Annotated in this window: 11 protein-coding genes; all 11 read left to right on the forward strand. The window is 50.5% G+C overall.

The annotated features are described in order from the left end of the window. Positions 1-38 precede the first annotated feature (38 nt). Positions 39-2,342 carry a glycoside hydrolase family 65 protein gene (locus NSQ73_RS09135; protein ID WP_340986214.1) on the forward strand — a complete coding sequence of 768 codons (2,304 nt, stop codon included), beginning with the start codon at positions 39-41 and terminating at the stop codon, positions 2,340-2,342. Beyond that, a complete protein-coding gene (locus NSQ73_RS09140; protein ID WP_340986215.1) occupies positions 2,342-4,678 on the forward strand; it encodes a glycosyl hydrolase family 65 protein in 2,337 nt (778 codons plus the stop codon). Before NSQ73_RS09135 ends, NSQ73_RS09140 begins: the two co-directional genes overlap by 1 nt. Before the next feature lie 254 nt (positions 4,679-4,932). Then, complete coding sequence (gene pgmB / locus NSQ73_RS09145; RefSeq protein WP_340986216.1) at positions 4,933-5,562, forward strand: beta-phosphoglucomutase; 630 nt, start codon at positions 4,933-4,935, stop codon at positions 5,560-5,562. Between the two features lie 79 nt (positions 5,563-5,641). Continuing rightward, positions 5,642-6,442 (forward strand): alpha/beta hydrolase, encoded by an 801-nt coding sequence (locus tag NSQ73_RS09150; protein ID WP_340989244.1) that lies wholly within the window; start codon positions 5,642-5,644, stop codon positions 6,440-6,442. 40 nt (positions 6,443-6,482) lie between these two features. After that, entirely contained in the window at positions 6,483-6,992 is a 510-nt protein-coding gene (locus NSQ73_RS09155) for a GNAT family N-acetyltransferase (RefSeq protein ID WP_340986217.1), read from the forward strand. An 18-nt stretch (positions 6,993-7,010) separates the two neighbouring features. Next, positions 7,011-7,973 carry an alpha/beta hydrolase gene (locus NSQ73_RS09160; protein ID WP_340986218.1) on the forward strand — a complete coding sequence of 321 codons (963 nt, stop codon included), beginning with the start codon at positions 7,011-7,013 and terminating at the stop codon, positions 7,971-7,973. Between the two features lie 163 nt (positions 7,974-8,136). Next, entirely contained in the window at positions 8,137-9,930 is a 1,794-nt protein-coding gene (locus tag NSQ73_RS09165) for a cache domain-containing sensor histidine kinase (RefSeq protein WP_340986219.1), read from the forward strand. A gap of 13 nt (positions 9,931-9,943) precedes the next feature. Further along, entirely contained in the window at positions 9,944-11,272 is a 1,329-nt protein-coding gene (locus NSQ73_RS09170) for a response regulator (RefSeq protein WP_340986220.1), read from the forward strand. A 116-nt stretch (positions 11,273-11,388) separates the two neighbouring features. After that, the gene (locus tag NSQ73_RS09175) at positions 11,389-12,312 is read left to right on the forward strand and encodes a carbohydrate ABC transporter permease (protein WP_340986221.1); all 924 of its coding nucleotides are present in this window, start codon (positions 11,389-11,391) and stop codon (positions 12,310-12,312) included. 1 nt (position 12,313) lies between these two features. After that, positions 12,314-13,186: a carbohydrate ABC transporter permease gene (locus NSQ73_RS09180; RefSeq protein WP_042138763.1), complete on the forward strand. Its 873-nt coding sequence runs from the start codon at positions 12,314-12,316 to the stop codon at positions 13,184-13,186. Between the two features lie 133 nt (positions 13,187-13,319). Next, positions 13,320-14,786, forward strand: a complete 1,467-nt coding sequence (locus NSQ73_RS09185) for an ABC transporter substrate-binding protein (protein ID WP_340986223.1) — start codon at positions 13,320-13,322, stop codon at positions 14,784-14,786. Positions 14,787-15,084 lie beyond the last annotated feature (298 nt).

Below are 15,084 nucleotides of genomic sequence, written 5' to 3' on the forward strand. Positions count from 1 at the left end.
AAGGGCGGAACATTCCCCTAGAGAAGGAGAAATCAAATATGGCAAAAGTGGCGGACAAATATCTGAAGGTCGATCCGTGGGCGATTATAGAAGAGGGCTTTGATCCGGAGCGTAACCGGACCTCGGAATCCATTTTTTCGCTGGGCAATGAGTATATGGGCGTGCGGGGGTATGCCGAAGAAGGGTACAGCGGAGATTCGCTGCCTGGCAGCTACTTGAATGGGCTAAACGAGCAGATGGATGTCGGCAACCATTACAAGGGCATTATCCGGACACTCCGTTATATGGTAAATGCGGTGGACTGGCTGTATACCCGGATATCCGTTAATGGCTCACAGCTCGATCTGGCCCATAGCAAGGTTACGAATTACTCCCGCAGACTGGATTTCCGTACCGGGACATACCGGAGGGAATTCATCTGGCATCTGCCGGACGGCAAACAGCTGCAGATCAGCTTCACGCGCCTGGTAAGTATGACATTGTCTCATCTGGGTCTGCAGCAGATCACCTTTGAGCCGCTTAACTTCACGGGGAGTGTAGATATCTGTATAGGTCTTGATTTCAACATGATCCACGAAGAACACGGCCAGAGCATGTGGAAGCAGCTGCGCAGCGGAGACGAAGGAGCGGTTACAGCTATTCTTGGAAGTACGCTGACAACCGGGAACAAGCTGTTCTCCGGGTTTATGCTTCAGTCCTCCCAGCCTTTAAATACAGAGCTTGTCGAGCGTGACCGGTTCATCGGACGGAAATTCTCGCTTGAACTGTCTCAAGGAGAACCGGCTTCCTTCACCAAGCTCGTCGTGAATGTAGCGGACAACAAAGCTTCCCGTACGGCGGATAGCCTCTGGGCTGAAGGTATGGAGCTTGCAGCAGGGGTAAGCGGGCTGGAAGAGCAGCAGGTGTTTGCTGACCAAGCGTCTTACTGGAGCGGTATCTGGGCAACCAGCGATATCACTATTGAAGGAGATCCCGAGAACCAGCAGGGCATCCGGTTCTGCATTTTCCAGCTGTATCAGACCTATCATGGAGATCATCCGGGCTATAACATCGGTGCCAAAGGGCTTACGGGTGAAGCATACCGCGGTCTGGCCTTCTGGGATACGGAATCGTACTGCCTGCCGTTCTATATGTTCAATAATCCGAAGGCGGCCCGCAGCCTGCTGGAGTTCCGCTATAAGACACTGCCGGAAGCCATGCAGCGCGGGAAGGATGTGGATTGCGAAGGCGCTTTTTATCCCATTGCCACGATTGACGGGACTGAGAGCTGTGATCTGTGGCAGCATTCTAACCTTCAGCTGCATGTGGGAACTGCCGTTTCCTACGGCATCTGGCATTATGTGAAGAATACAGGTGACCGGGAATTCCTCTACAGCAAAGGCGCCGAGATGCTGATTCAGATCAGCCGCTTCTATGCGACCCGCGGCCAGTGGGGTCAGCGCAGCGGGGAATACGGTTATTTCGGCGTCATGGGACCTGACGAATTTCAGCTGATGGTCAACAATAACTGCTATATCAATCTGATGGCTAAGAAATTATTTGAATTCACGCTCGAAACCATTGCCGGGATGAAGGTGAAGACGCCTGAAGCATATGCAGCCGTTGTTGCCAAAACGGTGCTCCATGAAGAGGAATTGGCCGATTGGGACAACAAACGCGAGCATATGAAGATTCCGCTGGATACGGAGAGCGGGGTGTATGAGGAGCATGACGGATTTTTTGATATGCCTCATATCGATATTCACTCGATTCCGGTGTCCGAATTCCCGCTCTACTCGAATTGGTCGTATGACCGCCTGTACCGCTATGACATGATCAAGCAGCCGGATGTGCTGATGTTCATGTTCTTATATAACGGACAGTTCTCCAGAGAAGCCAAGCTTGCGAATTATGAATACTACGAATCCAGATGTATCCATGAATCCTCACTCTCGCCGTCCATTCATTCCATTCTGGCCAGTGAAGTCGGCAAACATGAGGAAGCTTATCATTTCTTCGAGTTCGCTACCCGGCTGGATCTGGATAACTACAACCGCAATACCAGAGAAGGATTGCATACAACTTCGATTGCAGCAGCCTGGATGAACATTGTGTACGGCTTCGGCGGCATGCGTTCTGATGGTGCCCGTCTGTCCTTCCAGCCTACACTGCCGCAGCGCTGGACCTCCTATAGCTTCCAGGTGAGGTATGAGGGCGTGCTGCTCGGAATTATTGTGAACAAAGATTCGGTCAGCTTCAGAGCCATAGAGGGTGGAAGCACTGAGGTTACTATTTATGGTCAGACGGTTCTAGTGGATGCTGCAGGCACGAAGCTTCCGCTCGGTGAAGGGATGATGGCATAATGAACTGGACCGTAAGCGAACGCAGCTTCGAACCTGGCAGAATTACGACCAACGGGAATAAATATATGACCGGTAACGGGTATATGGGCTTCCGGGGTGTGCTCGAGGAGTTCGGCAAGGAGCAGCTCACGGCGGTTACCTTGGCCGGGGTATACGACAAAGCGGGAGACAAATGGCGCGAGCCGGTGAATGCCCCGAACGGTATGTTCACTGTGGTCAGCTGTGACGGGAAAGTGCTTAGCGTTCTGGAGACGGAGCCGCAGGCTCATCTACAGAGCCTGGAACTCCGCGCAGCAGTCCACCGGCGGGAGACGGTGTTCAGTATCCGGGACGGCGGGCAGGTGACGCTCACAGCTGAGCGGTTCGTCAGCATGGATCAGCTGCATGTGCTGGCCGGTAAATGGACAATTCATAGTACGATAGATTGCCGGATAGAGATTGAAACAGGGATTGACGGTGAGGTCTGGGATATCAACGGCCCCCATCTGTTTGAGCAGCGGAATCAGCTGAAGGAAGGCGTGCTCCTGGCAACGGCTGTTACGGGTGAATTACAGCTGCCGGTCGCGGTTGCTGAGCATGCGGATTTCGCGTTTGCGGAGCAGCGTATCCATGGGGAGGCAGCGCTTCGGTCGGTTTCTTTTGACGCCAAGGCTGGAGAGACCTATGTATGGTACAAATATGTGGCCGTGTTCACCGGGCTGGACATGGAGGGGGAACCTGCTGTACAGGCGGTACGAACAGTCAGGGCTGCGGCTGCGGCAGGTTATGCAGAACTGCTGGCAGCCCATTGCCGGAAATGGGAAGAGCGGTGGTTAAGCAGCGATGTGGTGATCGAAGGAGATGATGATGCGCAGTTCGCTCTCCGGTACAGCATTTATCAGCTGCTGATTATTGCGCCAACGTTGTCTGAGAAAGTATCCATTCCTGCACGCGGACTATCCGGCCAAGTCTATAAAGGGGCTGTGTTCTGGGATACGGAAATGTTCATGCTGCCGTTCTTCCTGCATAGTGATCCTAGTATTGCCCGCAATCTGATGATGTACCGTATCCATACACTGGACGGTGCCCGCCGTAAGGCTGCTGAGTATGGGTATCTGGGTGCTTTTTATGCTTGGGAGAGCCAGGATTCGGGAGATGATGCCTGCACGCTGTTCAATGTGAATGATGTATTTACCGGACGGCCGATGCGGACCTATTTCCGGGATAAGCAGGTGCATATCAGCGCAGATGTTGTGCACGGGATCTGGCAGTATATCCAGTTTACCGGAGATGACAGTATGCTTGCCGATGGCGGCGCTGAGGTCATCTGGGAATGTGCGCGCTTCTTGTACTCGTATGCTTATTATAATCCGGTGAAGAAACGTTATGAGATTCTGGATGTTACCGGACCGGATGAATATCATGAGCGGGTCAACAATAATGCGTTCACCAATGCTCTGGTGCAGGAGACACTGGAAATTGCACTGCGGACAGCGGGTCTGCTGCAGGACAAATATCCGGCTGTGTATGCGGAGCTGGCAGGGCAGTTTGCTGAGGGGCCGTTCCTGGCTGAGTTCACAGATATGCTGGAGCATTTCTATGTTCCGCAGCCGGACCCGGACACCCTGGTTATTGAACAGTTCGACCGCTATCTGAAGCTGGAAGAGGTTGCGCTGGCTGAGCTGAAATCACGGGTGATCAACAAACATGAATACTGGGGTGGAGGCAACGGGCTGGCCACCTCCACAAGAATATTGAAGCAGGCTGATATCGTGCTGATGCTGAACCTGTTCAAGGGAAAATTCAGTAAGGAAGTGAAGCAGGCAAACTGGGAATTCTATGAGCCGCGAACCGAGCATGGTTCCAGCCTTAGTCCGTGCATCTACGCACTTGTCGCTGCCGATATCGGCTTGCCTGACTGGGGATATCCGTACTTTATGCGCACTGCCACTGTAGATCTCACCGGAGAATCGAAGCAGTATGTCGGCGATCTTTATATCGGCGGAACCCATCCGGCTGCGAACGGCGGCGCATGGATGGCAGCGGTGCTCGGCTTCGCAGGTCTGCAGTTTGATGGCGTGACCGCTGTGATGAATCCGGCGCTGCCTAAGGAGTGGAACGCTGTGGAGCTGCCGGTTGTGCTGCGCGGAAGCAGCTTCCGGCTGCAGATCAGCCGGGAAGAGATCACCGTTATCGCAGCGCCGGATAACAGCGAAGCTGTAGCATTCGCCGGCTTCGGCGGCGAACCGGAGCTGTGCCGTCCGGGTATGCAGCTGCGGCTGCGGACTCAAGGTAGAGTGGGAGGGGCTGCTGTGGAGAATGCGGACTCCGGAGTCACGACAATTCGGCAACATTAGAATTAGATATTGTACGTACTGCAACTTGAAAACATAATAACTGCCCGTTCAGGCCGATTGTTGTATGAAATACAAGAATTATCCCGTTAAGTCGCTTGGTGGAGGGTAAATGCTGCCTTTCATACAACAATCTTGTAAAAATGGCCGATTTCATGAGGGGAATGTTGTATGCTGGGCAGGAATTAGATAATTTACCTGACCTTCTCTACAAAATAATCAAGCAAACAAGAAGCAATAAGGAGGACATATAACAGATGCTGGAGCAAATGAAAGGTGCGATTTTTGATCTGGACGGTGTAATTGTAGATACGGCCAAATATCATTATCTTGCGTGGCGCTCACTGGCAGAAGAGCTTGGATTCCAGTTCACGGAAGAGCATAATGAACGGCTCAAGGGTGTAAGCCGGATGAGATCACTGGATATCCTGCTGGAGATTGGCGGGCTGGAATTCAGTGAAGCGCAGAAGCTTGTCATGGCAGATAAGAAAAACCGCCTTTACGTGGAATACATCTCCGGACTGGATGAAGCGGAGCTGCTGCCTGGTGTCAAGGCATACCTCAGCGGTCTTAGAATGCGCGGTGTAGGGGTTGCCCTCGGTTCAGCCAGTAAGAATGCCGTATTTATACTGGATAAGCTGAATATTGCAGGGCTGTTCGATGCCGTTGTTGACGGCAATAAGGTGTCCCGGGCAAAGCCGGACCCGGAAGTGTTTCAGACTGCTTGCCGGGAACTGGGCCTGCAGCCGCAGGACTGCGTGGTATTCGAGGATGCCGAGGCTGGTGTAGCCGCCGGGAAAGCTGCGGGAATGCAGGTCGTTGGCATCGGGAAACGGGAAGTGCTGAAGGAGGCAGATCTGGTAGTATCCGGATTGCATGAACTGTAAGACCTTGATAGAATTGCCTAGAGGAACTTATTTCCTCTACTACCTATTCTATTATAGAAGGAAAGCTTGAGGGATGATGATGGAAACGTTATTGCTATGGCCTGAGGGTGCGCCTGGAGCGCTGGGAACCAGTGATGAGGACCGGCCCGCGATTACACCTTATTTAGTTGAAGGCAAGCAGAATGCCGCTGTTGTGATTTGTCCGGGAGGCGGCTATGCGATGCGTGCCGATCACGAGGGAGGGCCGGTTGCAGAATGGTTGAATACACTCGGAATTTCAGCGTTTGTGCTGCGCTACCGTGTTGCACCCTATAAATACCCGAGTGCGCTGCAGGATGCGCAAAGAGCGCTTCGCACGATCCGCTTCCGGGCGGATGAATTCGGAATTGATCCGGACCGGCTGGCCATTCTGGGCTTCTCCGCCGGTGGACATCTCGCTTCTGCAGCCGGTGTGCTGTATGATCTCGGGAATGCGGATCACCCGGAGCCGCTCGAACGGCTGTCCAGCCGGCCGGACCGGCTGATTCTATGCTACCCGGTCATTTCCATGACCGAAGGGGTAACGCATCAGGGCTCGAAGGAGAACCTGCTGGGAGCAAGCCCGGATGAGCAATTGCCGCTGCGGCTTAGCAGTGAGTTCCAGGTGAGCGCAGAGACTCCGCCAACGTTCCTCTGGCATACCTCGGATGACGCTTCCGTTCCCGTAGAGAACAGCCTGCTGTTCGCCGCAGGGCTGAGCCGTCACCGTGTTCCGTTCGATCTTCACATTTATTCACATGGGATACACGGGATTGGTTTAGGAGCCGATGAGCCGCATACACGGACGTGGACCGATGCCTGTGCATCCTGGCTGGAATTGAACGGTTATACCAAAGCGTGAGCGTCTGCTTCTATGTCCGCGCCTAAAGGAGGTACATATAATGAAGCTTAGATTTTCACATGTGCATACAGCGGAAGAAACCGCTGAGGTTGCCCGATTGGCGGCGGAAATATGGCGCGAATACTATGTCTCCATTATTACCGCCGAGCAAATCGATTATATGCTTGGAAAGTTCCAATCGGTTCCGGCGATTACGGATCAGATCCATCATCAGGGTTATGAATATTACTTAATCCATAACGGTGAAGGCTCCACGGCCGGGTATATGTCGGCCAGACAAGAGGAAGGAAAGCTCTTCTTGAGCAAGTTTTATATAGGCAAGGAGTACAGGGGGCGCAGCTATGCCAGCCAGGCGTTGGCCTTCCTGGAGAAGCTGTGCCAAGACAGAAACCTGACTCATATTTGGCTAACGGTCAATCGTGATAATGAATCCAGTATTGCAGTCTATAAGAGAAAAGGCTTTCGGACCCTGAGGGAACAAATGGCGGATATCGGGAATGGATTCGTCATGGATGATTATATTATGGAAAAAGAAATTCCGGTCCCCTGAGAGAGAAACGGCATATTTATGAACAAGGATTCTTTCTATAATCAGTCGGTGACCTATTGGAAGCAATATCAAAAGTTTTTCCCTGATGACATGCAGATCAATGAAAACCACTTACCCACCGAAGAGTGGATGACCTGGAATAATGCTCATATTCACCTGGATCGTATGCCTGTTCCTGATGCACAATTAAAAATTATTTTCATTCATGGAGCTGGCGGTAACGGCAGGTTGCTCGCACCTTATGCACGAATGCTGCAAACCTACGGTTATGAAGTAGTGTCGCCGGATCTGCCGCCTTATGGTCTAAGCTATACCGATTCAGCGGAATCATTGGATTATCAGCTCTGGATTGACATCCTTAATGAATTGATCGAACAGGAGCTGGAACGGGACGGCAAGCCTATCATTCTGCTGGGCTCCAGTATTGGAGGCATGTTAGCTTATCACACGGCTGTACAAAGTAAACGGGTCAAAGGGTTAATTGCAACAACATTTGTGGATACGAGTGATTCAAAAGTTCGTGATCAGTTAGCTCCTAACAAGCTCATTAGCCGGTTAGGGGGATGGTGTATGAATCAATTCCCTTCCCTATTAGACTCCTTGCAGATCTCTGTGAATAAAGTATCCCGGATGAAATGGATTACGAACAATGCTGAGCTGACCAGACTCATTATGAAGGATCCTCTTGCGGCAGGCACATCTATTCCCTTACGCTTACTAAGAACGTTCTTGAATATGAAACCGGTGATTAAACCTGAGAACTTTGAGGTTTGCCCGGTATTGCTCGTTCATCCTCAATTAGACCCTATGACTCCTTACCGCTTCAGTAAACCGTTTTATGATAATCTCAAAAGCAGAAAAGAATATGTAAGTTTAGAAGGCGCCGGTCATTTTCCGATTGAACAACGGGGGCTGGAGCAGATGATTGTTGCTGTGCTTGCTTTTTTGAGAACGATAGAGAACGAACCCGATAGAGAATGATTGTGATAAAACCAGTCTGACACGGTAGCTTCGTGTTATGGCTGGTTTTTGTTTAAATATAATAATGTTGAAACTCCATACAAATGAACATAAAGAACTTTGAAATAAACCTATGTAAGCGTTTGTAGGTTTGTTATATTATTGAAACTGGAGGTGTATCCAGATGTTGTCGATGCTTATTAAACCCATCGTGAAGCTGAACGTCAAGCAGCAGCTGATTCTGCTGTTCCTGATTATGATCTCGCCCATCCTGATTCTGAACAGCTACGGCAACTATAAGGCGGAAGAGATTCTTAAGCGCCATGTGACCAATGCCTATGTGGAGCTGAACAAGCAGAATTTCGCCATTATTAACAGAGATATTGATACGGTTAACAAAATAACGACGACCGTCATCCAGAATCCGATCCTGCAGCAGCTGAATATGAGCGGGGATGATCCCGTGCTTGAACGCGTTGAACGGTACGAAACTATTGAAAAACTGCTGGGCAGCTACTCCCAGGGAGCCGAGCGGGGCGACGGGATCTATTACTCGCTGTATGTGTATGACCCGGATAACTATTACTTTTTCGCTCCCAATTTCCCGCAGGTGAAGAAGGCGGGGGTTTATTTTTTCTCCAAGGGTGAAATGCCTTATTGGTTCGAGCAGGTGGTGCAGCAGAAAGGCCACGGGTATCTGATGTTCACCGAGAAGCTGAGCCCGCAGGCCGAGGATCTGAAGACCCTCACTTATGTCAGGGCAGTTAATAATATCTATAGAGGTGCAGGCACAATCGGCGTGCTGGTGGTGACCAAGATGGAATCGAAGATCGGAGAGTCGCTGAAATCCATCTCCCTGCCGGATGGAGAAATTTATTTGACCGACATGAATAACCGTGTGCTTGCCTCTACTACGAATTCAACGGGGGAAGTTATCGCGCTGCCTGAGGGTTCTGAAGCCGGTGACCCGGAGGGGACCGAGGATATCATCACGGATGACTTCATATATGTAGTCAACAACAATCACGCCTTCGAGCAGAAGCTGGTGTATAAGGTTCCGGTCAAGGCGCTGCTGCAGCAGCAGAACGAAATGAAACGTGTCATTCAATACATAACCGTTGCTTACGCGCTGTTTGGTCTGATCATTATCACCTACTTCTGGCGTTCGCTGATGACTCCTTTGCAGAAGCTGGCTTTTTTTGTGCGCAAGTATGAGCCTGGCAACCGCGTTCCCGAGACTCCCCGGAGAGGCAGCAATGATGAGGTCAGTGTGCTGATCGCTTCCACCTATGATATGGCCCGCAGGCTCAACAGCCTGATTATGTACAAATACCAGATGGAGATCAAGCAGAAGGAAGCCCAGCTGCAGCTGCTCTACCAGCAGATCAATCCGCATTTACTGTACAACACCCTGGAGAGTATTTATTGGAAAAGCTCGCTGGAGGGCAATGTGGAATCCGCGGAAATGATCAAGGAATTATCCAAGCTGATGAAGATCAGCTTAAGCCGGGGGAGAGAGCTGATCACGCTTGAGGAGGAGCTGGAGCATGCCAGTGCCTATATCAAGCTGCAGCAGCACCGGTATGACTATGTGTTCGCCGTCATCTGGAATATTGCCCCTGAAACCAAAAGCAATCTGATTCCCAAGATCACCCTGCAGCCGTTAATCGAAAATGCCATTATTCACGGTGTCAAAAATATGGATGAGGACGGCGAAATCATCATCACCTCCGTTCTGCAGAATGACAGAATTCTGATTACCATTGAGGATAACGGCTATAAGCAGGTCGATTATAAGGCGATTGACCTTGTACTGAATGATGAAAGCCCCAACCCGGCCAGCGGATATGGTATACGCAATATCAATCAGCGTGTGCATCTGCATTTCGGCCCGGATTACGGGATCAGCTACGGACCGCGTACCGGCGGAGGAACCGTGGTGACAGTGACGCTTCCGAAATCAGAGACTATAGAGTAGAGGAGAGATCAAGGTGTTCAATATACTGGTTGTTGATGATGAGCCGCTTATTTGTAAAGGGCTAAGCAGTCTGCTGGCCGCTTCAGGCCTTGATATTGACCATATTTATACCGCGAACAGCGGATTTGAGGCACTGGATTGTATCCGGATGGAAGAGATTGATCTGCTCGTTACGGATATTCAGATGGGAGCGATGAGCGGCATCGAGCTGATGCAGCATGCCAAAATGGCCAAACCCTGGGTGCAGACGATCGTCATCTCTGCGCATGAGACCTTTCAGTATGCCCAGATGGCCGTCCGGCTGGGAGCTAAGGATTATCTGATCAAGCCGCTGAACAGTGAGCAATTCCTTGATTCGGTGCGCAGTGTAGTCCTTAAGATGGATAAGCCGTCACCGGAGCTGGCCACCTACATGGACGGGATCAGTGAAAGCTTCCGCCTGGAGGAGCCTCTCCCGGAGTATAGCGAACTGCTGAATACGCTGCTTGCCGAAACCGCTTCAGTGCTGGGGAGGGAGGAGGAGCTGCGTAAGCTGGATGAGCTGAAGCTGCAGGGACCGTTTTTTGCCGTCATCAAAATCAAGCTCCCCTTGCCGGAAGAACGGCGTGAGCAGAAATATACATCCCGTGACCGCAGTCTGCTGCGTTATGCCGCCCTGAATATTGCCAAGGAGCTGCTCGATCAGGAGTGGAACTCTACAGCCTTTTATTCACCGGACCAGGAGATTACAGTGATTATCCAGTGGGATGAGAGGAGCTACGAGGAATCGGCAACCGGCCAGGTAGGACGGCTTGATGTGCTCGGGCGCAGTCTGCATTTCAATATCCACCGCTATCTGCATCTGAATGCTGTAATCGGCATCAGCCAGATTCTGAAGGGGATTAGCTTCATGGATGTGCTGAACCGCCAGGCCTCGAAGGCCATTCTATGGAACAAAGAGCATGCCGACCACTATGTGTTCTACTATGGAGATTTCAACTGGAACAACTATGCCGCTGATCCGTCACCCGAGGAGCTGCATACGCACAGCAATCTGATTGTGCAGAAGGCCAAGGAGTATATTGACGGGAATTACGCCCAGAAGGGCTTAACGATCCATGAGGTTGCCAAGAAGAACCATGTCAGCCCCAACTATCTGAGTTACCTGTTCAAGAAAAATACAGGCCATAACCTGTGGGAATATGTCATCAAGCTGCGGATGGAGGACAGCCGGGAGATGATTCTGAATACCGATCTTCGCCGGTATGAGATTGCCGAGCGGGTGGGGTATGAGTCGCCGGAGCATTTCAGCAAGATTTTCAAAAAATACTACGGAATCAGCCCCAGTGAACTGAAGAAGTAAGAACGCTTACGATTGCCATAGATATAGACATGTTCAGCCTCCCCCTCATTTTCTACAATTAAGGTAGGAAGCACTTTGCGAAAGTGCTGAAAGACGAAAGGAATGAGGGAGCCAGAATGAACCAGTCTGCTGCGTTACATGATCACCTGCCAGCGGAGTTCGAGAGCAAGCCGTACAAACAGAACCGCTGGAAAAAGAATTTTTGGGGCTTTATGTTCCTCGTCCCCGCGATCATCATCTTTATTATGTTTATGTGGGTGCCTATCTTCAAAGGATTCCTGTACAGCTTCTACACGGTCGATTTCGTCAAAGGAAATACATTCGTAGGCATGGACAATTATGCCAGAGCACTTACGGACCCGGATGTGCTGATCGCTGTAAAGAACACCCTGTATTACATGCTGCTCTGCCTTGTGATCGGCTTCTGGGTGCCGATTGCTTTTGCAATTGCGATCTCCGAGCTGAGGAAATTCGGCGGATTCGTACGTGTAGCGGCGTATTTGCCTTATGTAATGCCTGCGGTTGTCTTGTACGGACTATGGAGATGGCTGTATGATCCTGTCGGACCGATTAATGCCCTGATTGGCAGCACGGGGGCAGATCAGATCGCTTTCCTGACGGATACCAGGTGGTCGATGATCTCGCTTGTCTTCATGGAGACCTGGCAGCAGTTCGGCTCGGGGATGCTGATCTATCTCGCTGCGGTGCTCAGTATTCCCCGGGACTGGTATGAAGCCGCTGAGATTGATGGAGCCGGAGTCTGGGCCCGCATCCGCCATATTACGCTGCCGTCGCTGCGCAATCTGATTCTGCTCATGCTGATTCTGCAGATCATTGCTACCTCTCAAGGGTACCAGTCGCAGATGGCCCTGCTTGACGGAGGACCGAACAATGCTACGCTGACCTATGCGCTGCTCATTGTGAAATATGCTTTTACAAGACTGGATTATGGTACGGCGACTGCGCTGGGAATGCTGATGTTTGTTGTTCTGGGCGGTTTGGGCATCTTACAGTTCAAGCTTAACAAGGAGGACGACTAGGATGAAGAGCGCAGACAGAGGGATTCTCTCCGAACATGATCTTAAGAAGACCGGCAACAAAATCGTATACGGAATCATGGTGTTTTTCATTCTTTTAATGATTTTCAGCATGCTGTATCCCATATTGATGACCATGTTCAACGGACTTAAGTCCAACGTGGAGGTTAACTCATTTCCGCCGCATTTTTTCCCGCAGGAGTGGCATTTCAGCAACCTTAAGGATGCGCTGGATTATATCAATCTGCCGATGTTCCTGCGGAACACGCTGTACATCTTTGTTGGGAACATGGTAGCTACCCTGGTTGTACTGGGCCTGGCGTCCTTCAGCATCTCGCGGATGAATGTGCCTTACCGCAAGGCCTTCTACTTCTTCTTCCTGATGACGCTGTTTATTCCGGCCACGAGCTATATGATCCCGAACTTTGTCAATCTCAAGGAACTCGGGCTGCTGAACCAGTATGCAGCTTTCTGGCTGCCGGCTGGGGCGAATACCTTCTTCTTCCTGCTGCTTAAGAACTTCTTCGACGGGATTCATCCGGAGATTCTTGAAGCCGCACGGATTGACGGGGCCTCGGAGCCGAGAAGCTTCTTCACCATTGCTGTTCCGCTGTCCATTCCGATTTTTGCAACACTGGCGATCTTTATCTTCTCCACAGCCTGGAACGACTGGTTCTGGCCGTCGCTTGTCATGCACAGTGAGGAGAAGTACACGCTCGCTACAGCGATCTATAAATACGTTATTAATGTAAAAGCACTGAATACTAACATCAAATTTGCCATTCTGTTCCTTGTTTCTTTGCCGCCTATTCTGGTCTTCCTTGTTTTCCAGAAGTTCATTATGCGCGGCGTTTCCCTGTCGGCTGTCAAAGGGTGATCAGAATTATGCTGCAGAAGGATACGGATCGTAAACCTGCACATGAAAGGAATATAAATACACCTCGTTTGTAAACGGTTTCTCTTTTATGATGAATTTGTAAGCTAATTATGAATTGAAAAGGGGAGTTTCAATGCGTAAATTTTCCAGCGTATTAGCATGTCTCCTGGTGACGGGATCGTTATTGTCCGCTTGCGGCGGCAATAATAACGGGAACAAACCGGCGGCAAATGGAGGAGAGGCGACACCTGCACCAGCAGCTACTAATGCAGCAGAGGAGACCGCTACTCCGACAGAGGCACCGGTAGATGATATCACCCAGAGAAAAGTAACGATCAAAATTCACTATCCTACCCCTGACCTTACCGAGGTAAGAGCACAGGAGGATGACAAGATCAAGCGGTTCCAGGAGGTCTATCCGAATGTAGAGATTGTCAAGGATGACTGGCAGTACAATGTAAGCGAAATCGGTGTGAAGATGGCGGCGAATGAAGCTCCTACCTTCTTCAACACCTATGCAACTGAAGCGAAATTCCTGGTCGAGAAGGGCTGGGTCGCTGATGTTACGGATCTGTGGAACAACTATGAATTCAAGGATCAGATTAACCCTGTCTTGCAGAACCAGTTCATTATTGACGGCAAAGTGTATGGCGTAACGCAAAAGGGTTATGTCACTACAACGATGATTAATAAAAAGATGCTGGATGAAAAAGGTGTAGCCGTCCCTCCAATGGACTGGACCTGGGATGATATGCTGAATACCGCCAAAGGTGTAGCGGATACCAAGAAGGGGATCTCCGGTATTGCTCCAATGGGTAAAGGCAACGAAGCAGGCTGGAACTGGACCAACTTCCTGTTCGAAGCAGGCGGTGAAATCCAGAAGATCGAAGGCGGCAAGGTTGTGGCTACATTCAATTCGGATGCCGGTGTGAAGGCGCTGGATTTCTATAAGAAGCTAAGATGGGAAGCCAAAGCTGTTCCTCAGGACTGGGCGCTTGGCTGGGGCGATGCTGTAGGCGCGTTCCAGCAGGGACGTACTGCTATGGTAATGGCCGGATCTGACGGTGTTATCGAGCAGGCGCTCAACCAGGGCGGACTCAAGCCTGAAGATGTACTTACTTACCCGATGCCAGCTGCTGAAAAAGGCGGCAAGCATACCGGCGTACTCGGCGGTGACTATCTGGTTATCAATCCGAACGCCAGCAAAGACGAGCAGGAAATGGCCTTCCGCTATATTACTTTCGATTACTTCTCTGACAAAGGCCTTGAAGCTCTTGACGCGATTATCAGCCAGCGCAAAACGGACGGCAAATACTACATCCCGCCGCTCCTTGATTACTATGCTGCTGATTCCGACTTCGGCAAGAAGACCAAAGCTGTCTATGACAAGTACGACATCGTTTATCAATACAGCCCTGAAATCATGGCGCTGCTGGATGGTAAGCCTGAAGCACAATACAATACTCAGGATTATTACGCAACCATGTCCAATGTAATCCAGGAGCTATTCTCCAAGGATGGTACAGATTCCAAGGCCCAGCTCGACGCTGCAGCCAAAACTGTACAAGAGAAATTCTTCGATACTATCAAAGTGGAATAGTCACTTGCTGAATGAGTGGTTACGATGCTTGATAGAGGATTTATAACGCTAAGGCAGGAGACCCGGTCTCCTGCCTTTTTGCTTGCTCTGATTTATATTTATACTTCTATGTAAGAGAATGCGGCAGGAGAGTAGAGTTGACGAAGATTAGGAAGAACATCAGATAGCACCATTATTCTGGGGGAAAAACAAGGCTGAAGAGCTGGATTCAAGAAAAGCAGGGGAGGCTAGAGGGTGGGCGTTCGCAAATCGGACAAATATAAATGATTTATCACACAACAAATGGAAAATAATCTAG

Origin of the sequence: Paenibacillus sp. FSL R10-2736 (assembly GCF_038000245.1) — a bacterium.
GTDB lineage: Bacteria > Bacillota > Bacilli > Paenibacillales > Paenibacillaceae > Paenibacillus_AQ > Paenibacillus_AQ phytohabitans.